Here is a 17,996-nt window from a genome sequence, read left to right on the forward strand (position 1 = left end):
GCACTGGCTGCTGGCGCGGGGCTTACATGTGGTAGCGCAGGCTCAGCGCCACGCTGCGCGGCGCGCCGGGCAGGCTGAGGTTGGGGCTGCTGCCATGGCCGGAGACGATGTAGCCGGTGTTGAAGAGGTTACCGATGTTGAGTTGCACCTCGTATTTGGCGGTGCGGTAGGCCGCCATTGCATCGGTGGTCACGTAGCCGGGCAGGGTGACGGTATTGCCCGGATTGGCAAAGCGTGCGCCCACGGCGTTGGCACCGGCACCGACCACGAAGCCATCGCCCAGCTCCTTGGTCAGCCACAGGTTGGCGCTGTGGCGTGGTGTCAGGGTGGCGTTCTTGCCCTTGAAGGGAACGCTACCAGCAGCGGTGACACTGGTATCGAAGGAAGAGGAATCGGTGATTACCGCATCCAGCCAGGCATACCCGGCCAGCAGTTTCCAGCCTTGCTTGAGGTCGGCACTGAAGGTTAATTCAGCACCATCGGTACGCTGCTTGCCGACCGGGATGATGGTGTTGTTGGGCAGGGTAGACTTGATGTTGTCGCGCTCCAGGCGGAATACCGCGAGCGTCGCGCTGGCGCGACCTTCCCAGAAATCGTACTTGGCACCCACTTCGGTATTGCGCGTCTGTTCGGGGGCCAGGTCAGCATTGTTGGTGGCCAGCGCAAAATTTTCGCCGGAGGGCTGGAACGAACGGCTCCACGAAAGGTAATAGGATTGCGTCTGGCTGGGCTGCCACACCAATCCGGCACGCGGGCTGTAGGCGGTATCGGTGCGCGCCAGGTTGCTGGGCGCGCCATTGGCGGCCAAAAGCCGTGACTGCTGGCGGAAGCTGTCATAGCGCAGGCCCATCAGCGCTTTCCATTGCGGGCTCAGGCTCATGCTGTCCTGCAGATAGCCAGCGAAGGTGTCGTAGGTGCCGTAGGTCAGCGCGGCCGCACCCAGGCGGTTGGGATTGACCACCGGTAGCACCGGATTGAAGATCGACACCGCTGGCAACCCCGAGCTGCTCCCTGCCACCGGCACGCCACCATAGGTGGCAGCGTCCTTGCTTTGACTGCCCACTTCCACCCCGTACAGGATTTCATGCTTGGTTGGGCCCAGCGTCAGCTTCTGGGTCAGTTCGCTCTGGTTGAACCAGCCATTTTCATCGCGCACCAGTCTGGCGTGATTCAGGGCCATGGTGGCCGTGGTTTCATTGACGTTGCCGTTGATGTTGGTGCTGTTGCGATTGAGGTGGTAGTCGTAATAGCGCAGAGCGTTGCGCAAGGAGAATTCCTGATTGAAGCGATGCGTGAAGGTGGCCGTAGTGGACGCCACACGCGCCTGCACGAAGTCGGCATCGCGGGCATTGCGCGCGCCGAAGTAGGTGCCGGGGTCGACCGCCACCGGACGGCCCCGGTAGGACGGAATGCCGAAGTCCATCACGCGCCGGTCTTCCAGATAGTCGGCCTGCAACAAGAGCTGGGTATCGGCCGAGAAGCGCAAGGCGATCGATGGGGCCAGCGCGGTGCGGTCGATGAATTGCTGGGCGCGATAGCCATCGCCGCGTTCCACCGCACCGGTCAGGCGCCAAGACAGGATGCCATCGTCGGTGCCCCGTCCCAGGTCCAGTTCGGCCCGGCGACCTGCCGTACTGTTGGCGCTTAAGCCGATGTCGCTGACGTCGTCCCCAGGCTTCTTGCTCACCCGGTTGATCAGCCCGCCCGAGGACCCGCGGCCATAGAGCACGGCAGCCGGTCCCTTGATCACTTCCACGTGGTCCACATTGGAAAGGTCGCGGAAATACAGCGCGTCATCGCGGAAACCATCCACGAACTGGTCGCCGATGGCGGTGAAGCCGCGGATGAAGACCTGGTCGCGCTGGCCATCGCCGGTGGACAAGCCGAGACCGGGAACGTTCTTGAGCACATCCTGCATTGACATGGCGTTCTGGTCGCGTATTACCTGGGCCGGTACCACGTTGATGGTCTGCGGCACGTCGCGCAACGGTGCCTCGCTCTTGGTACCGCTCACGGCGGTCGGCGCCACGTAGCCATCGTTGGCGCGCGCGCCGCTGACTTCGATGGTGGGCAGGGCGCTGGCGGCCTGCTGGGCATGGGCCAGGGAAGTGACTGAACAGGTGGCCAACGCGGCCAAGGCGAGGGGATGCAGATGGAAATTCATCACATTCTTCACAATTGGTTGAATTAATAGGAATAATTATTATTCGTATTAAATGTCAATTGTAAGAACTTGTAAATATAAACCGCGCGCAAAGCCACACCAGTCCTAGCTGGCGGGAAAAAGCGTTTGATGGGGGAGTAGCGCGGCCAGCTTCAGTGCTGGCGCAGTACATCTTCGCCGTCGGGGTCGCCATCCGGCCCGGCTTGGCCGAAGGAATACAGCTCGTAGCTGGTGCCATCGTCATCGGCACCATATTGGTAGGAGTTGCCCCAAGGATCGCGCGGCAGGCGGTCGACGTAGCCGCCGATCTGCCAGTTGCCCGGTACGGGCGCGCGCGTGGGCTTGATCACCAGCGCCAGCAAGCCTTGCGCGGCGCTGGGATAGCGTCCGTTGTCCTGGCGGTAGCGTTCCAGGCCGGCGGCGATGGCTTGCATGTCCTTTTCGGCAGCCAGCGCCTGCGGGCTATGGTCGTGGTTGAAACGCGCCACCAAGGGCGGTACCAGCAAGGCGGCCGCCACTGCCAGCACGGTCAGTATCAGGATCCAGCGCAGGCGCGCCAGGCCGCGCTGCAGGAACAAGAAGGCAGGATGTCGCCGCGAGGGCAAAAGAGAACGGCGCATGAATGCTGCTGGTTGATTGAGTCAACGGTAGAGGTGTCAAAGTCGCAAGTATAAGCGCGATAAGCGCGCCGCCGCACCGGATGGCGATCCGGCGCGCACACGCAGACCTTGACTCAGGCTTGCAGGCTTACCGGTACCCCGGCCTGGCTGCTGACCACCTCTGACAAGGTGGCGTACAGTTCACTGCCGTCGCGGGTGTTGAGCCAGTGGCGACCGTCATACTTGTAGTGGAAACCGCCCGAGCGCGCAGCCAGCCACATTTCCTGCATGGGAGCCTGGCTGTTGATGATGATCTTGGAGCCGTTTTCCACGCATTCGATTTCCAGCACATTGCCGCTGCGGCTGCATTCCACGTCCAGGTCGCTGGCGTCGCAGGCGTCTTCCAGGGCCGTCTCGATGGCGTTAAGGGTGGCGTCAGCCAGGTCCAGGAATTCCGATTCGGTCATGCTACACTCCAAGGCATTCTAAGATTTTGATGTAATCCGACATTTTATCGTGAAGTCACACTATTCTCCCGCCCGTTGTGCAGCTTCCCTGGCGCTGTGCGCCGCCGTCCTGGTACTGGCCGGCTGCGGCCAGAAAGGCCCGCTGTACATGCCCAAGGTGCCGCCCGATCCCTTCGTGCGCACCCAGCCGGCCAAACCGGCGCAGGCGGCGCCTGCGGCAGACGCCCCCGCCAATGAAAAGGCTGATGGCGTGACAGCCACCCCGCGGGACGCCGACTCGCCCAAACGATGATGCCAGGCTGAAACACAGTACGCCATATAACGGCCGGTCCCAGCGATGACGCGGACCGTGCCGGATTTCCCAACAGCACTGAATTTTCCGGATCTCCATGTCCCACTTTTCCTATCGCAACGGCGCCTTGCACGCCGAACAGGTTTCCTTGCAGGCGCTGGCCGAACAGTTCGGTACGCCCCTCTACGTCTATTCCAAGGCGGCCCTGGTAGAAAACTTCTCGGCCTATGCCAACGCCTGCCGCACTGCCGGCCGCGCCGATGGTGCCAAGGGGGGCGCGCTGGTGTGCTACTCGGTCAAGTCCAATTCCAACCTGGCGGTATTGAATCTGCTGGGCAAGCTGGGATCGGGCTTCGATATCGTGTCCGCTGGCGAACTGCTGCGTGTGGTGGCCGCCGGTGGCGATGCGCGCAAGGTGATTTTCTCGGGCGTGGGCAAGGGCCGCGATGAAATGAAGCTGGCGCTGGAACACGACATCCTGTGCTTCAACGTCGAATCGATCCCGGAAGTGGCCCGCCTGAATGAAGTGGCTGGCGCGCTGGGCAAGCGCGCGCGCATCTCGCTGCGGGTGAATCCCAACGTGGATGCCAAGACCCATCCCTACATCTCCACGGGCCTGAAGGAAAACAAGTTCGGCGTGGCCTATGAAGATGCACTGAACTGCTACCGCACCGCTGCGGCATTGCCCCACATCGAAGTGGTCGGCATCGATTGCCACATCGGTTCGCAATTGCTGGATGACTCGCCATTGCTGGAAGCGCTGGACAAGATCATCGACATGGTCGACGCACTGGAAGCCGAAGGCATCCCCATCCACCATCTCGACATCGGTGGCGGCATCGGCATCCGTTACGACGATGAGCAACCGGTCGCCATCGGCGGCTATCTGGCGCGCGTGTTCGCCCGCGTCGATGCCTGGCGTGCCAAGAAGTACGATGGTCGCCCGATCCAGGTGATGTTCGAGCCGGGCCGCTCGGTGGTCGGCAATGCCGGCCTGCTGCTCACCGAGGTGCAATACCTCAAGCATGGTGAAGAAAAGAACTTCGCCGTGGTCGATGCTGCCATGAACGATTTGATGCGCCCGGCCATGTACGAAGCCTGGCATGGCGTCCAGACAGTGAAGGAAAACGCCGGCCAGCCCTGCATCTACGACGTCGTCGGCCCGGTATGTGAATCCGGCGACTGGCTGGCCCGTGCGCGCGAACTGGCCATCGGGGAAGGCGATCTGCTGGCGCTGATGTCGGCCGGCGCCTATGGCATGACCATGGCCTCCAACTACAACACCCGCGGCCGCGCTGCCGAAGTGCTGGTCGATGGCCAGCAGGCACACCTGGTCCGTGCCCGTGAAAACCCGGCTGACTTGTTCGCACTCGAAAAGATCGTCAACTGAGCATATTGTTGATTGTTTGATCAACGGCAGCCCGCGGAAACGCGGCTGCCGTTTATTTTTGGATATCACTTCTTAATTGCCCGGCAACACCCAGCGGGTCGGGGTTGCAGAAATTTTTTGCAGAGCCGCATTTTTGTTTTGCCTTTCGGAAATTTTGGCGCAAAATAACCGTCCGTCCAAAAAACAAACGATTCATCACAATCGCCTGAGGCGCTACTGCGCCACCCGAGGCCAGGCACAGCAATACGGACGCAAGGGAGAACACCATGGCTACCGGGAGGGTGGTCGGTAGTGCTTTACAGGGGAATTCCATGCAAGTCTTGGAACGCACAGGGGAAGATCGCGACAGACGCGCGACCACCGATGCCGCCGCACGCGCCAGCCAAATCAGCGGCAGCGCCCAGACCGGGGCCCATGGGCTGCCGTCGGCCTCGCACCTGAGCGCCGACGAACTCGAAGTGCACGCCTCGCAGATGACCGCGGTTGCCGTCGCCGCGGCCGCAGTGACAGCTGCCGTAGCGACCGCAGCGGCCAGCTCTCCAACAGCCACATCAGCTACCCCGGACCAGGACGCGCCGCAGCCCGAGGCCAGTCCCCAGGTTGTCAGCCGGGGCCCGCGTGGTCCCCGCGAGCCGGCGCCGATCCAGGTTTCCACCCGCCGCGCCTTGCTGGTGTCGCTGTTGACCCTGGTCATCATCGGTCTGGCCGTCTGGGCCGCGGCTCAGTGGCCGCAGCGCTCCTTGAAACCAGTGTTGCCGCAATTGCCGGCACAGTCCGCCGTCACCACGGATCCGGCGCCCTCCGCCGAGCCTGCCAGCAGCCAAGCTGCTCCCGGCCCGGAGGTGATCGCCCAGTTGCAGCAGGAAGCCGAACAGAAAGCCAACCTGCTGAGCCAGAAACGGGCCGCTGCCGAGGCCCGCCAGCGCCGCGAGGATGCCGCCCTGGCCGTGCGCGAACAGCGCCGCCGGGAAGCCGAGGCGCAACTGGCCAATGCCCGCGCCAAGGCCGAACGCGCCCAGGCCGCGCTGCCGCAGCCGGAAGTGGTGCAGGTCGTGCCGGTGCCCTCGCTGGCCGAGCAGGTCAAGCAATGCAGCACCCTGTCGCTGTTTGCCCGTGAAAGCTGCCTGTGGAAACTGTGCGACGGCCAGTGGGGCAAGAACGGCTGCCCCTCCTACGAGCATAGCAACGAAGGCGCCTGAGCCGGCCCGGCATCCCGGTATCGTCCCCCGTGCCGCCGCGCCTGGCGGCGCAAGCTCCTCTTCATTGTTGCGCTGATTCCCTGACGAAATCCTGACTCCCCCCGCCCCTGCGGGCGGGAGCAATTCTTGCTTGCGCAAAGGCTCATCGACGCCGTGCCGCCAGCGCGGCTGTGGCCCGGCAGCGACAGATGAAAAGTCTTGCCACAAGCGGCTTTGCGCACGGTAGTTGCCGCTATAATGCGCGTTTTTCTCACCACCCCCCTGCAAGGAAAAGGCATGAATGCACTGCTCTGGTTCGTCGTCCTCTATTGGGTCATCTCGGTCGGCATCGGCCTGTATGCCACCCGCTATGTAAAGAGTTCGAAGGACTACGCCGTGGCCGGCCGCGCGCTGCCCATGTCGGTGGTGACGGCCACTGTCTTTGCCACCTGGTTCGGTTCGGAAGCGGTGCTGGGGGTGTCCTCCACCTTCCTCAAGGATGGTCTGGGCGGCATCGTGGCCGATCCTTTCGGTTCTTCCTTGTGCCTGATCCTGGTCGGCGTTTTCTTCGCCAAGCGCCTGTACCGGATGAATCTTCTGACCATCGGTGACTACTACAAGAAGCGCTTCGGCCGCGCCGCCGAAATGCTGGTCACCATCTGCATCGTCATTTCCTACCTGGGCTGGGTGGCGGCGCAGATCAAGGCGCTGGGGCTGGTGTTCAATGTCGTCTCGGGCGGCTACATCCCCATGCATTGGGGCATGATCATCGGCGCCGGCAGCGTGCTCATCTATACCTTGATGGGCGGCATGTGGGCCGTGGCCATCACCGACTTCCTGCAGATGATCATCGTGGTGGTCGGGATGCTGTATATCGGATATGAAGTTTCCGGCATGGTCGGCGGCCCCGGCGTGGTGATCGCGCACGCGGCCGAGGCCGGCAAGTTCAACTTCTGGCCGGCCGCTGAACTCAAGGACGTGCTGTGGTTCTTCGCCGCCTGGATCACCATGATGCTGGGCTCGATCCCGCAGCAGGACGTGTTCCAGCGCGTGATGTCCTCCAAGAATGAAAAGGTGGCCCGCAACGCCTCGGTGCTGGGTGGCGTGATCTATTTCTTCTTCGTCTTCATCCCCATCTTCCTGGCCTACTCGGCCACGCTGATCGACCCGGCCATGGTCTCGCGCCTGCTGGAAACCGATTCGCAACTGGTCCTGCCCACCCTCATCATGGAAAAGATGCCGGTGTTCGCCCAGGTGATGTTCTTCGGCGCCTTGCTCTCGGCCATCAAGAGCTGCGCCAGCGCCACCCTGCTGGCGCCCTCGGTGACCTTCACCGAAAACGTGCTCAAGGAAATCCGCCCCTGGAAGAACGACCGCGAATTCCTGTTCTCGATGCGCGCCGTGGTGCTGCTCTTTACCGTGGGCGTGACCTCGCTGGCCTTGAACAGCCAGTCCAGCATCTATGAAATGGTCGAGAACGCCTACAAGGTCACGCTGGTGGCGGCCTTTGTGCCGCTGGCCTTCGGGGTCTACTGGCAGCGCTCCACCCGCCAGGGTGCCTTGATGGCCATGGTGCTGGGCCTGGTGTCCTGGATCACGCTGGAATACGTGGCCCCGGATGGCCTGTGGCCACCGCAACTAGCCGGTCTGCTGTTCTCCATCGGCGGCATGGTGGTGGGCTCCCTCATGCCCCAGGTGCTGGCCCCGGTGCCGCCCATGGTGGTGGCCACTGCCGAGGGCGGTGTGCAGTCCTGATCCTGCTTGCCCGATTGAAACGGTCGCCCGGCCCTGCCGCGCGGCCGTTTTGTCTTTTTGGGAGCGACTTCAGAACTGCTGGGGTGGGTGCTGTCAAAGCAATGCCAGGCCCGGCTTTTCGAATATTTTCGATATCTTCTTGATAATAATTCGAGATCCAGCCGGAACTTATTTGCTTCCACTCAACCTGAAATGGCATGACTGAGCAAACTCGCCCCTATGATTTTGCAGCCGATGCGTTATTCCTGGACTTCGACGGCACCCTGGTCGAACTAGCGCCACAACCCGAAGAGATCGTGGTGCCACCGGAATTGATGACGCTGCTGCAGCACCTCCAACAAGCCTCCGACGGCGCGCTGGCCATTGTCAGCGGCCGTCCTCTGGACCAACTCGATTTCTTCCTGGCACCGCTGCGCTTGCCGGCCGCCGGCGTGCACGGTGCCGAGCGCCGCACCGCCGATGGCCGTATCCTGCAGCAGCCGGTGCCGGACGTGCATCACCTGCGCGAGCGCCTGCTGGGGCTGGTGGAGTCACATCCAGGCCTGCAACTGGAACTCAAGCGCGGTGCCCTGGCCCTGCATTACCGCCACGCTGCCCACCTTGAGCAGCGCTGCGTAGAAACCATGATGGATGCGCTGCGCCACGAACCCGGCTTCACTCTCCTGCACGGCAAGATGGTGGTGGAAGCCAAGCCCCACATCAACAAGGGTGATGCGCTGGTCGCCTTCCTGCACGAAGCGCCGTTTCGCGGTCGCCGCCCGGTCTTCATCGGCGACGACGTGACCGATGAGGCCGGCTTTGCCATCGCGCAGAGCGAGGCCTTCGGTGGCCTGGGCATCAAGGTCGGCAACGGCCCCAGCCAGGCCTTGCAGCGCCTGGCCGGTCCGGCGGCCGTGCTGGATCTGCTGCGCCAGAGCGTGGAGGTGCGCAGTACCAGCGCATAGATCGCGTCGGATATTCCCTCCCGCAGCACATCGCCTTCCATCAAGAAATCTGACCCACAGAACAGAGCATGAGGAACCATGAGCCAGCCCAGCCCCGACCCCCAGCAAGAAGCGCAACCGCAGCCGCATTCCCAGACCCAGCATTCTGAACAACCGCACCTGGCCGCCCAGGCCCACGACCTGCCCTCGACCTCCTCGCTGGAGCTGGGCGTGATCGGCAATTGCGCCTTTTCGGCGCTGGTGGACAAGATGGGCCGCATCGTCTGGTGCTGCCTGCCGCGCTTCGATGGCGACCCGGTCTTCAATGCCTTGCTCGACCCCACCGACAATGGCGCGCTGTGGGCTTTCCAGCTGGAGAATTTTTCCCACAGCGAGCAGTGGTACGAGCCCAATACCGCCGTGCTGCGCACCCGTCTCTACGATACGCTGGGGCAGGGCATCGAGATCACCGACCTGGTGCCGCGCTTCCAGAGCCGTGGCCGTTTCTTCCGCCCGCTGCAGCTGGTGCGCCGCATCCATCCGCTGTCGGGCGCACCGCGAATGCGTGTAGTGCTGCGTCCCCGGTTCGACTGGGGCCGCGAAGAACCGCTGCAAACGCGCGGCAGCAACCATATCCGTTATGTCGGTCAAGAGCAGACCTTGCGCCTCAATACCGATGCGCCCATCAGCTACATCGTCGGCGAGACCGCCTTCGTGGTCAGCCGTCCGTACAACTTCATCCTCGGACCGGATGAAACCCTGCACGGTGGCATCAACGACACCGCCCGCGACTTCGAGCAGGAAACCACCGCCTATTGGCGCAACTGGAGCCGCGCCCTGGCGACACCGCTGGAGTGGCAGGATGCCGTGATCCGTGCCGCCATCACGCTGAAATTGTCGGTGTATGAAGATACGGGCGCCATCATCGCCGCCATGACCACCAGCGTGCCCGAAGCACCGGGCAGTCAGCGCAACTGGGACTATCGTTATTGCTGGCTGCGTGACGCTTTCTTCGTGGTGCGGGCACTCAATAGCCTGTCCGAACTGGGTACCATGGAAGACTACCTGCGCTGGCTGACCAACGTGGTGGTGCGTTCCGGTGGCGGCCACGTACAGCCCTTGTACGGTATCGGCCTGGAAGAAGCGCTGCCCGAACAGATCCTGGACCACCTGCCAGGCTACCAGCACCACCAGCCGGTGCGTGTGGGCAACCAGGCTTATGAACACTTCCAGCATGACGTCTACGGCAACATCGTGCTGGGCGCGGCGCAGGCCTTCCACGACATGCGCCTGCACCATCGCGCCGGGGCCGAGCATTTCCAGCATCTGGAAGCCGTGGGCGAGCGCGCCTACGAGGTCTACAACCAACCGGATGCGGGCATGTGGGAGTTGCGTACCCGCTCGCGCATCCATACTTCGTCGGCGCTGATGAGCTGGGCCGCCTGTGACCGCCTGGCCAAGATCGCCGCCCGCGTCGACCTGCCCGAGCGCGCTCGCTACTGGGGCGACCGCGCCAAGGAAATCGGTGACCGCATCTTGACCGAAGCCTGGAACGAGCAACGCCAGGCCTATGCCGAAAGTTTCGGCGGGCGCGACCTTGATGCCAGCGTGTTGCTGATGGTGGAAGTGGGCCTGATTGCGCCCACCGACAAGCGCTTCATATCGACCGTGGAAGCGCTGGAAAAGTCGCTCTGCGACGGCCCCTACATGCGCCGCTACGAAGCCCCGGACGACTTCGGTCGCCCCGAGACCGCCTTCAACATCTGCACCTTCTGGCGCATCGATGCATTGGCGCGCATCGGCCGCAAGGAACAGGCGCGCGAGATCTTCCAGGCCATGCTCGATGCCCGCAACCACCTGGGTCTTTTGTCCGAGGACACACACCCGGTCACGCGCCAGATGTGGGGCAACTTCCCGCAGACCTATTCGATGGTGGGCATCATCAACTGTGCGATGCGCTTGTCGGCTTCGTGGGAGGCGGTGATCTGATGGGTAGACTGGTCGTTGTTTCCAATCGTCTCGCCGACCCGCGCAAGCCTGCTGCCGGTGGCCTGGCCGTAGCCCTGGGCGAGACACTGAAGAAGACCGGCGGACTGTGGTTCGGCTGGAGCGGCAAGGTGGTCGAGGATGGCACGCCCGGCGAGGGCGAGCTGCGTGTCAACCAGGCCGGCCCCGTGACCCTGGCCGAACTGGATCTCTCGCAGGAAGACCATGACGCCTACTACCGCGGCTATGCCAATGGCGTGCTGTGGCCGGTGTTCCACTATCGCCTGGACCTGGCGCATTTCGAAGCCGGTCACCTGGGCGGCTATCGCCGGGTAAACCAGCTCTTCGCGCGCAAATTATTCCCCTTGTTAAAGCGCGATGACATCGTCTGGATCCACGATTACCACCTCATCCCCCTGGCCGCCGAACTGCGCGCCATGGGCTGCGAGGCGCGCATTGGCTTCTTCTTGCATATCCCGCTGCCGCCGCCACCGATCCTGACCGCCATTCCCTCGCATGAATGGCTCATGCGCGCCTTGTTTGCCTACGATCTGGTGGGATTCCAGAACCACGCCGACCTGCAGCATTTCGCCCAGTATGTACAGGCCGAAGCCACCGCCGAGCCGGTCGGACCCAACCAGTTCCGCGCCTTCAACCGTACCGTTCATGCCAATGCCTTCCCCATTGGCATCGACGTGGCCGAATTCCAGCGTCTGGGTCAGGCCAAGGAAGCGCGCGATACCTATGAAAGCACCAAGGCTGAGTATTCGCGCCGGCGTCTGTTGATCGGGGTCGACCGGCTGGATTATTCCAAGGGCCTGCCGCAGCGCATCCGCGCCTTCCGCGAGCTGCTGCGCCTGTATCCCGAGAATCGCCACAGCGCCACCTTGCTGCAGATCGCCTCCCCCAGCCGCGAAGACGTGGAGGCCTACGGCGACATCCAGCGCGAGCTGGAAAGCCTGTGCGGCTCCATCAACGGCGACTTCGGCGACTTCGACTGGATGCCGATCCGCTACATCCACCGCACCGTGGCGCGCCGTCGCCTGCCGGGTTTGTACCGCGCCTGCGCGGTGGCGCTGGTGACGCCGCTACGCGATGGCATGAACCTGGTGGCCAAGGAATTCGTCGCCGCCCAGGATCCTGACGACCCCGGCGTGCTGGTGCTGTCGCGCTTTGCGGGGGCGGCCGAGCAGATGAAAGCCGCGCTCATCATCAATCCCTACGACACCCACGGCACCGCCCAGGTGATCCAGCAAGCCTTGCAGATGTCGCCATCCGAACGGCGCGAACGCCATGCCGCCTTGATGGACAATATCCGCCGCTTCGACGTCCATTGGTGGTGTCGTGAATTTTTGGACACCTTGCGCAGCAGCCGCGCCGCCCCGGTGGACAGTTGAGGGGGGCCGTCGAAGGCGGGTGAAGAAACTTTCCATGATGCAAAGTTTTGGGTGCGCCGCCCTCCGTGCCGTCGCGCCAGCGCATCGCCCTTGTTCCCAGGTTCGGTAAAACTCCGCCAAAAGCCTTTATAATTCAGGGTTTTGGAAGTTTTTTGCGGAGTTAGTCATGCCCATTTACGCGTATCGCTGCGAAGCGTGTGGTTTTGCCAAGGATGTCTTGCAGAAGATCTCTGACGATGCGTTGACCGTTTGCCCCTCCTGCCATCAGGACAGCTTCAGGAAGCAGTTGACTGCGGCCGGCTTCCAGTTGAAGGGTTCGGGCTGGTATGTGACCGATTTCCGGGGCAATGGCAGCGGTACGGCCAACAGCAAGGGCGCCAACGGCACCGGTATTGCTGGCACCGCCGAGGCCCCGGCAGCCGCTGCGGCCACCGAAACGCCTGCGGCGGCCCCGGCTGCCGCTGCACCGGCGCCGGCCGTCCCCGCTGCGGCCGCGCCCTCTACCCCCAGCGCCAGCTAACGAGGTCTTCCTTCCCCCATGCGCAAATACTTCATCACGGGTCTACTGATCCTGGTTCCCCTGGCCATCACCTTGTGGGTGCTGAACCTGATCATCAGTACCATGGACCAGTCGCTGCTGCTGCTGCCCGAGGCCTGGCGGCCGGCGCACTGGCTGGGCCACAACATCCCCGGCCTGGGCGCGATCCTGACGCTGTTGATCGTATTCCTCACCGGCCTGGCCGCGCGCAACTTCATCGGCCGCCGCCTGGTGCTGCTGTGGGAAGGCCTGCTGACCCGCATTCCCGTGGTGAAGTCGATCTATTCCAGCGTCAAGCAGGTCTCCGATACGCTGTTCTCGCCCTCAGGCAATGCCTTCCGCAAGGCGGTGCTGATCCAGTACCCGCGCCAGGGTTCCTGGACCATCGCCTTCCTGACCGGCGCGCCCGGCGGTGAGGTCAAGCACCATCTACAGGGTGACTTCATCAGCGTGTACGTGCCCACCACCCCCAACCCGACTTCCGGTTTCTTCCTGATGCTGCCTCGTGCCGATGCCATCGAGCTCGACATGACGGTGGATGCAGCCCTGAAGTACATCGTCTCCATGGGCGTGGTCGCCCCCGAGATGGTCACCGACAAGAAGATCATCACCGACGCGGCGGCGCCGAAGAATTGACGGGGCGGCCGGCGTCTCGCCCGGCCAGCCCCGCCTTCGCCCTTAGCGTCTTCTCTTTCGAATCCAACAAGAACACTGTCAACGGAATCACAACCATGTCCATGCGAACCCAATACTGTGGCCTCACCACCGAGGCACTGCTCGGCCAAACCGTCAGCCTGTGCGGCTGGGTGCACCGTCGCCGCGATCACGGCGGCGTGATCTTCATCGACCTGCGCGACCGCGAAGGTCTGGTTCAGGTGGTCTGCGACCCGGACCGCGCCGATGTCTTCAAGAACGCCGAATCGGTGCGCAACGAATTCTGCCTGCGCATCACCGGTCTGGTGCGCAACCGCCCGGAAGGCACTACCAACGCCAACCTGAAGTCGGGCAAGATCGAAGTGCTGTGCCATGAACTGGAAGTGCTGAACCCTTCGGTGACGCCGCCGTTCCAGCTGGATGACGACAGCCTGTCGGAAACCACCCGTCTGACCCACCGCGTGCTGGACCTGCGCCGTCCGCAGATGCAGAACAACCTGCGCCTGCGCTACAAGGTCGCCATGGAAGTGCGCAAGTTCCTGGATGCGCAAGGCTTCATCGACATCGAAACCCCGATGCTGACCAAGTCCACCCCGGAAGGCGCACGCGACTACCTGGTGCCCTCGCGCGTGAACGCCGGTGAATTCTTCGCCCTGCCGCAATCGCCCCAGCTGTTCAAACAGCTGCTGATGGTGGCCAACTTCGACCGCTACTATCAGATCACCAAGTGCTTCCGCGACGAAGACCTGCGCGCCGACCGTCAGCCCGAATTCACCCAGATCGACTGCGAAACTTCCTTCCTGAACGAACAGGAAATCCGTGACCTGTTCGAAGGCATGATCCGCCTGGTCTTCAAGAACGCGCTGGACATCGACCTGCCGAACCCGTTCCCGGTGATGGACTTCGCCACTGCCATGGGCAAGTACGGTTCGGACAAGCCGGACATGCGCGTCAAGCTCGAATTCACCGAGCTGACCGATGTCATGAAGGATGTGGACTTCAAGGTCTTCTCGGGTGCTGCCAACAGCGAAGGCGGCCGCGTGGTTGGCCTGCGCGTGCCGGGCGGTGCCGAAATGCCGCGTTCGGAAATCGACGCCTACACCCAGTTCGTCGCCATCTACGGCGCCAAGGGTCTGGCCTACATCAAGGTCAATGAAAAGGCCAAGGGCCGTGACGGCCTGCAGTCGCCTATCGTCAAGAACATCCACGATGCCGCCCTGAACGCCATCATTGAGAAGACCGGCGCGCAAGACGGCGACCTGATCTTCTTCGGCGCCGACAAGGCCAAGGTGGTCAACGATGCCATCGGCGCGCTGCGCGTGAAGATCGGCCACAGCGAATTCGGCAAGAAGAACGGCCTGTTCGATGACGAATGGCGTCCGCTGTGGGTGGTTGACTTCCCCATGTTCGAATACGACGAAGATGGTCAGCGCTGGGTCGCCCTGCACCACCCGTTCACCTCGCCCAAGGATGGTCACGAAGACTTCATCTCGACCAATCCGGGTGCGGCCATCGCCAAGGCCTACGACATGGTCTTGAACGGTTGGGAACTGGGTGGCGGTTCGGTCCGTATCCACCGCGCCGACGTCCAGAGCAAGGTGTTCCGCGCCCTGAAGATCGATGACGAAGAAGCCCGCCTGAAGTTCGGCTTCCTGCTGGACGCCCTGCAATACGGCGCGCCCCCGCACGGCGGCATCGCCTTCGGCCTGGACCGCCTGGTCACCATGATGGCCGGCGCCGAATCGATCCGCGACGTGATCGCCTTCCCCAAGACCCAGCGCGCCCAGTGCCTGCTGACCCACGCGCCGTCGGAAGTGGACGAAAAGCAGTTGCGCGAACTGCATATCCGCCTGCGCAATACCGAGCCGGCAGTGAAGGCCTGATCGCTTTATCGTTTTTTTTCGATAAGCCCATCGAAAAAGCGCGTGCAGAAATGCACGCGCTCAGGTTGATGACGAACCCCGTGTTTTCGAACACGGGGTTTTGTTTTTCAGGCGCAGGTAATTTGCAGATGGTCGATGGCGCAGAAGCCAAGCAAGGCGCGCATTTTTCGCTGTAGCCACTTTTGTACGCTGGCAGAGGCGCTCAAACCGTGTAAAAGCGCGCGCAAGCGCGCCACCAACAGGGCAATCTTCTTCATGTTCTGGGCCGCCGCCGCCAACAAGCACTGCTCGGCGACCTTGCGCAATCCCCGCATACGGGCATAACGATGTCCGTGCAATTGCTTGGCGTCGGCGAAGCTGCGTTCTACCGTTTCCTTGCGTCGGGCATAGATGCGCTTGCCCCATTCGGTACGACGCCGATCATCCACCTTCTCCTTGGAACGCTCCCACACATGGCGCGTCACCACCTTGACCGCATTGGCGCTATTGGTGCATTGCTCGCGTACCTTGCAGCCTCGGCATTGCTCAGGGTTGGATTTGTATTCCCGATACCCGAGTCGATTGGTCGTGCTGTAGCGCAAGGGTTGACCCTGCGGGCAGATGTATTCGTCACGGTAGGCATCGTACTCATACGCCCGTTTAAAGAATGTCCCCGGCTTGTGGTTGGGTGTGCGGTAGCCCATCACGCCGCTGATCTCGCGATTCTCCAGTCCCTGGCAGACGGCCGGTGTGAAGTAGCCCGCATCCAGGCCAACGGCCTGTACATCAAATCCGAACGTCTGGCGCTGACGATCCAGGCGTGCCAGATAAGGCTGACTGTCATGGACTGAGGCGGGCGTGACATGGGTATCGGTAATGATGGAATGCTTGGCATCGACGGTGCGGTGATCCAGGTAGAAGAAGCCCTTGGGCTTGTCGTCGCGCACCATGTAGCCGCTCTCGGGATCGGTGCGACTGACCTTGATCTCTTTGGTGGGCGGCTCATCATCGTCGTCACGCTTGAGCGGTTTCTTGCCATGCTCGGCACGGTCGATATCCACAGCGGCATCCAGTTCGGCCAGATAGGCCGAGGGGGTCTGGGTAACTTGAACGTAGTCGAACTTGTTCTTGTTGGCGTTGGCCTTGAGGTGGGTGCTGTCGCTGTAGAGCACACGGCCATCGACCATGCCGCGTCCAATGGCCTGGCGCACGATCTCGTCGAAGATCTCTTGATAGACGGTGGTATCAATGAAGCGGCGGCGCCGGTTCTGGGAGAAGGTGGATGAGTCCGGTACCTTGTCGGTCAGACGGAATCCGGCAAACCAGCGATAGGCCACATTGACCTGGACCTCGCGGATGAGCTGGCGCTCGCTGCGGATACCGAAGAGGTAACCGATGAACAAGAGCTTGAAGAGTACCACCGGGTCCAGTGCCGGGCGGCCATTGTCGGCGCAATACAGATGCGCCACCTTCTCTCGGATGAACTCGAAATCCACCGCCGCGTCGATCTTGCGCAGCAGGTGGTCCTTGGGCACGAGCATCTCGATGGTCACCATCTCTAACTCGTGCTGGGCGGCTGTCGGTTTTTTGAGCATGACCGATTAAACAACAAAGCCTTGGCTTTCGCCAAGGCTTTGTCATCAATCTGAGCGCGTGCAGAAATGCACGCGCTTTTCGTTTGAGGGGCTTAGTTATCGAGACGGGTGCTGTAAAGAGTTCTTTGCTCTCCTTACAAATCGTACTGCTACCTACATAGGATTTTTAAAAGACGATTGGATATTTCGAAACTTTATGATGGTCGGGATGACGTCGCTCCGTTAATTCGTTGCGTGACCGTGAGGGTTGCATTTTGAATTAACACTTGAGACAAGTTCAGTCCTTTACGTTGTGAATGATTGCAGAATTTAGTCCTGACCGAGGCTCGGCTCTATAGAAGTACGCGTCTAGATCAACTCTCAAAATGCCTTGTTCTGATGCACATCTGGTGGCGACGATTTGGTAATCCTGACTTGTTTCGGCGTTTAATCTTTTGACTGAATTCCATTTGGGAAGTGAGTCGTCGTACTCTTTCAATTTCTTTGCGACGTGGCTATCTAATGGTACTTCAAACCATTTTTCAATGCGTTCCATCCGCAGGCAATCGTAGAGATGGCGGTTATAGGCGAGGCTTCTTAGGAAGATGTTGATGACCTTTCGAGATGTCCCCCAATGTTGGTGACCCTGAAGCAGGTTGGTTTGTACGATACGCGTCGCTTGGTCAAGTGCAGTGGCGAATGTTGCTTGTGATTTCGCTCGCAAAATGCGCTTGAGGGCATCATCCTCACTCAATGCATCAAGACCCTTGCGGGCGGCATCTACGGTTCCAGTCGGACCCATGTTTCTTAGCGTTGAAGCGGCTACTGATGTAGATAAAACGGTCGAATATAAATGACTTAGAAATTCCTTGTTCATCCTATTTCCCCTATTGGTTGGAAGTATTTCCGGTCTGTTCGCGTGTGCGTACCTTGCCCCCGACCGCCCTGCGCCGCGAGACTCTGCTGATGCTGGAAGATATGGCCGGCGGCAAGGAATGTTATGGCATCATTGGGTGGCGCACAACGATGTGCAGGAAACGCATTGAGCATCAGATTTTTCCAACCAATATCCCGTGCTGTTGCAACTGGCCATGGAAGAGCAGGATATCGCGCTGGCCGAGTGTCACATGATCAATGTTTGCATGGAACAGTGATAGTCGGTGCGCGCCCGCCCGGCGTTGCTGCTCTGAAACGCCGCCGTCCCGATACAATGGAGC

General features: G+C 61.6%; 16 protein-coding genes. 10 read left to right on the forward strand and 6 right to left on the reverse strand.

The genetic code is table 11. From position 1 onward, the window contains the following. Positions 1-22: 22 nt before the first annotated feature. The 3 genes from RC54_RS01045 to cyaY form a co-directional block, all read right to left on the reverse strand. A complete protein-coding gene (locus RC54_RS01045; protein WP_061790603.1) occupies positions 23-2,164 on the reverse strand; it encodes a TonB-dependent receptor in 2,142 nt (713 codons plus the stop codon). 152 nt (positions 2,165-2,316) lie between these two features. Continuing rightward, positions 2,317-2,784 (reverse strand): type II secretion system major pseudopilin GspG, encoded by a 468-nt coding sequence (gene gspG / locus RC54_RS01050; RefSeq protein ID WP_058893910.1) that lies wholly within the window; start codon positions 2,782-2,784, stop codon positions 2,317-2,319. A gap of 113 nt (positions 2,785-2,897) precedes the next feature. Then, complete coding sequence (gene cyaY / locus RC54_RS01055) at positions 2,898-3,230, reverse strand: iron donor protein CyaY (protein WP_061790602.1); 333 nt, start codon at positions 3,228-3,230, stop codon at positions 2,898-2,900. Between the two features lie 49 nt (positions 3,231-3,279). On the opposite strand from cyaY, the gene lptM reads away from it, so the two are divergent. Together lptM and lysA are read left to right on the forward strand one after the other, a co-directional pair. Continuing rightward, entirely contained in the window at positions 3,280-3,522 is a 243-nt protein-coding gene (lptM, locus tag RC54_RS01060; RefSeq protein ID WP_058893912.1) for an LPS translocon maturation chaperone LptM, read from the forward strand. Between the two features lie 97 nt (positions 3,523-3,619). Continuing rightward, on the forward strand, positions 3,620-4,912 hold the full coding sequence (lysA, locus tag RC54_RS01065) for a diaminopimelate decarboxylase (protein ID WP_061790601.1): 1,293 nt from the start codon (positions 3,620-3,622) through the stop codon (positions 4,910-4,912). Between the two features lie 52 nt (positions 4,913-4,964). Here lysA and RC54_RS24965 read toward each other — a convergent pair whose 3' ends face one another. After that, complete coding sequence (locus RC54_RS24965; protein ID WP_156425785.1) at positions 4,965-5,225, reverse strand: hypothetical protein; 261 nt, start codon at positions 5,223-5,225, stop codon at positions 4,965-4,967. On the opposite strand from RC54_RS24965, the gene RC54_RS01070 reads away from it, so the two are divergent. From RC54_RS01070 to aspS, 8 genes are all read left to right on the forward strand, one after another. Then, a complete protein-coding gene (locus tag RC54_RS01070; RefSeq protein ID WP_061790600.1) occupies positions 5,224-6,111 on the forward strand; it encodes a hypothetical protein in 888 nt (295 codons plus the stop codon). The two genes, RC54_RS24965 and RC54_RS01070, sit on opposite strands and share 2 nt — an antisense overlap. A gap of 276 nt (positions 6,112-6,387) precedes the next feature. Next, a complete protein-coding gene (locus RC54_RS01075; protein ID WP_061790599.1) occupies positions 6,388-7,845 on the forward strand; it encodes a high affinity choline transporter 1 in 1,458 nt (485 codons plus the stop codon). Between the two features lie 197 nt (positions 7,846-8,042). Further along, positions 8,043-8,789, forward strand: a complete 747-nt coding sequence (gene otsB, locus RC54_RS01080) for a trehalose-phosphatase (protein ID WP_058893916.1) — start codon at positions 8,043-8,045, stop codon at positions 8,787-8,789. A gap of 78 nt (positions 8,790-8,867) precedes the next feature. After that, positions 8,868-10,757, forward strand: coding sequence for a glycoside hydrolase family 15 protein (locus tag RC54_RS01085; RefSeq protein WP_061790598.1), 1,890 nt, complete (start codon positions 8,868-8,870; stop codon positions 10,755-10,757). Beyond that, complete coding sequence (otsA, locus tag RC54_RS01090) at positions 10,757-12,151, forward strand: alpha,alpha-trehalose-phosphate synthase (UDP-forming) (protein ID WP_058893918.1); 1,395 nt, start codon at positions 10,757-10,759, stop codon at positions 12,149-12,151. The genes RC54_RS01085 and otsA overlap by 1 nt, the downstream gene beginning before the upstream one ends. Positions 12,152-12,317: 166 nt before the next feature. Continuing rightward, positions 12,318-12,671 (forward strand): FmdB family zinc ribbon protein, encoded by a 354-nt coding sequence (locus RC54_RS01095; protein ID WP_061790597.1) that lies wholly within the window; start codon positions 12,318-12,320, stop codon positions 12,669-12,671. Between the two features lie 18 nt (positions 12,672-12,689). Beyond that, the gene (locus RC54_RS01100) at positions 12,690-13,325 is read left to right on the forward strand and encodes a DUF502 domain-containing protein (RefSeq protein WP_058893920.1); all 636 of its coding nucleotides are present in this window, start codon (positions 12,690-12,692) and stop codon (positions 13,323-13,325) included. A gap of 95 nt (positions 13,326-13,420) precedes the next feature. Further along, on the forward strand, positions 13,421-15,226 hold the full coding sequence (aspS, locus tag RC54_RS01105) for an aspartate--tRNA ligase (protein ID WP_058893921.1): 1,806 nt from the start codon (positions 13,421-13,423) through the stop codon (positions 15,224-15,226). Between the two features lie 107 nt (positions 15,227-15,333). Here aspS and RC54_RS01110 read toward each other — a convergent pair whose 3' ends face one another. Further along, complete coding sequence (locus tag RC54_RS01110; RefSeq protein ID WP_244216356.1) at positions 15,334-16,800, reverse strand: IS1182 family transposase; 1,467 nt, start codon at positions 16,798-16,800, stop codon at positions 15,334-15,336. A gap of 277 nt (positions 16,801-17,077) precedes the next feature. Next, complete coding sequence (locus RC54_RS01115) at positions 17,078-17,656, reverse strand: hypothetical protein (RefSeq protein WP_156425786.1); 579 nt, start codon at positions 17,654-17,656, stop codon at positions 17,078-17,080. Between the last annotated feature and the right edge of the window lie 340 nt (positions 17,657-17,996).

It is taken from the genome of Herbaspirillum rubrisubalbicans (genome assembly GCF_003719195.1).
GTDB classification, from domain to species: Bacteria; Pseudomonadota; Gammaproteobacteria; order Burkholderiales; family Burkholderiaceae_D; genus Herbaspirillum; species Herbaspirillum rubrisubalbicans.

Bases quoted from the DNA above. Each gene is read 5' to 3' on its own strand.
- RC54_RS24965 (WP_156425785.1), bottom strand. From the start codon at position 5,225: ATGGAATTCCCCTGTAAAGCACTACCGACCACCCTCCCGGTAGCCATG.
- RC54_RS01110 (WP_244216356.1), bottom strand. From the start codon at position 16,800: ATGCTCAAAAAACCGACAGCCGCCCAGCACGAGTTAGAGATGGTGACC.
- cyaY (WP_061790602.1), bottom strand. From the start codon at position 3,230: ATGACCGAATCGGAATTCCTGGACCTGGCTGACGCCACCCTTAACGCC.
- RC54_RS01095 (WP_061790597.1), top strand. From the start codon at position 12,318: ATGCCCATTTACGCGTATCGCTGCGAAGCGTGTGGTTTTGCCAAGGAT.
- gspG (WP_058893910.1), bottom strand. From the start codon at position 2,784: ATGCGCCGTTCTCTTTTGCCCTCGCGGCGACATCCTGCCTTCTTGTTC.
- otsB (WP_058893916.1), top strand. From the start codon at position 8,043: ATGACTGAGCAAACTCGCCCCTATGATTTTGCAGCCGATGCGTTATTC.
- RC54_RS01085 (WP_061790598.1), top strand. From the start codon at position 8,868: ATGAGCCAGCCCAGCCCCGACCCCCAGCAAGAAGCGCAACCGCAGCCG.
- lysA (WP_061790601.1), top strand. From the start codon at position 3,620: ATGTCCCACTTTTCCTATCGCAACGGCGCCTTGCACGCCGAACAGGTT.
- otsA (WP_058893918.1), top strand. From the start codon at position 10,757: ATGGGTAGACTGGTCGTTGTTTCCAATCGTCTCGCCGACCCGCGCAAG.
- RC54_RS01115 (WP_156425786.1), bottom strand. From the start codon at position 17,656: ATGAACAAGGAATTTCTAAGTCATTTATATTCGACCGTTTTATCTACA.
- RC54_RS01045 (WP_061790603.1), bottom strand. From the start codon at position 2,164: ATGAATTTCCATCTGCATCCCCTCGCCTTGGCCGCGTTGGCCACCTGT.
- RC54_RS01100 (WP_058893920.1), top strand. From the start codon at position 12,690: ATGCGCAAATACTTCATCACGGGTCTACTGATCCTGGTTCCCCTGGCC.
- RC54_RS01075 (WP_061790599.1), top strand. From the start codon at position 6,388: ATGAATGCACTGCTCTGGTTCGTCGTCCTCTATTGGGTCATCTCGGTC.
- RC54_RS01070 (WP_061790600.1), top strand. From the start codon at position 5,224: ATGCAAGTCTTGGAACGCACAGGGGAAGATCGCGACAGACGCGCGACC.
- aspS (WP_058893921.1), top strand. From the start codon at position 13,421: ATGTCCATGCGAACCCAATACTGTGGCCTCACCACCGAGGCACTGCTC.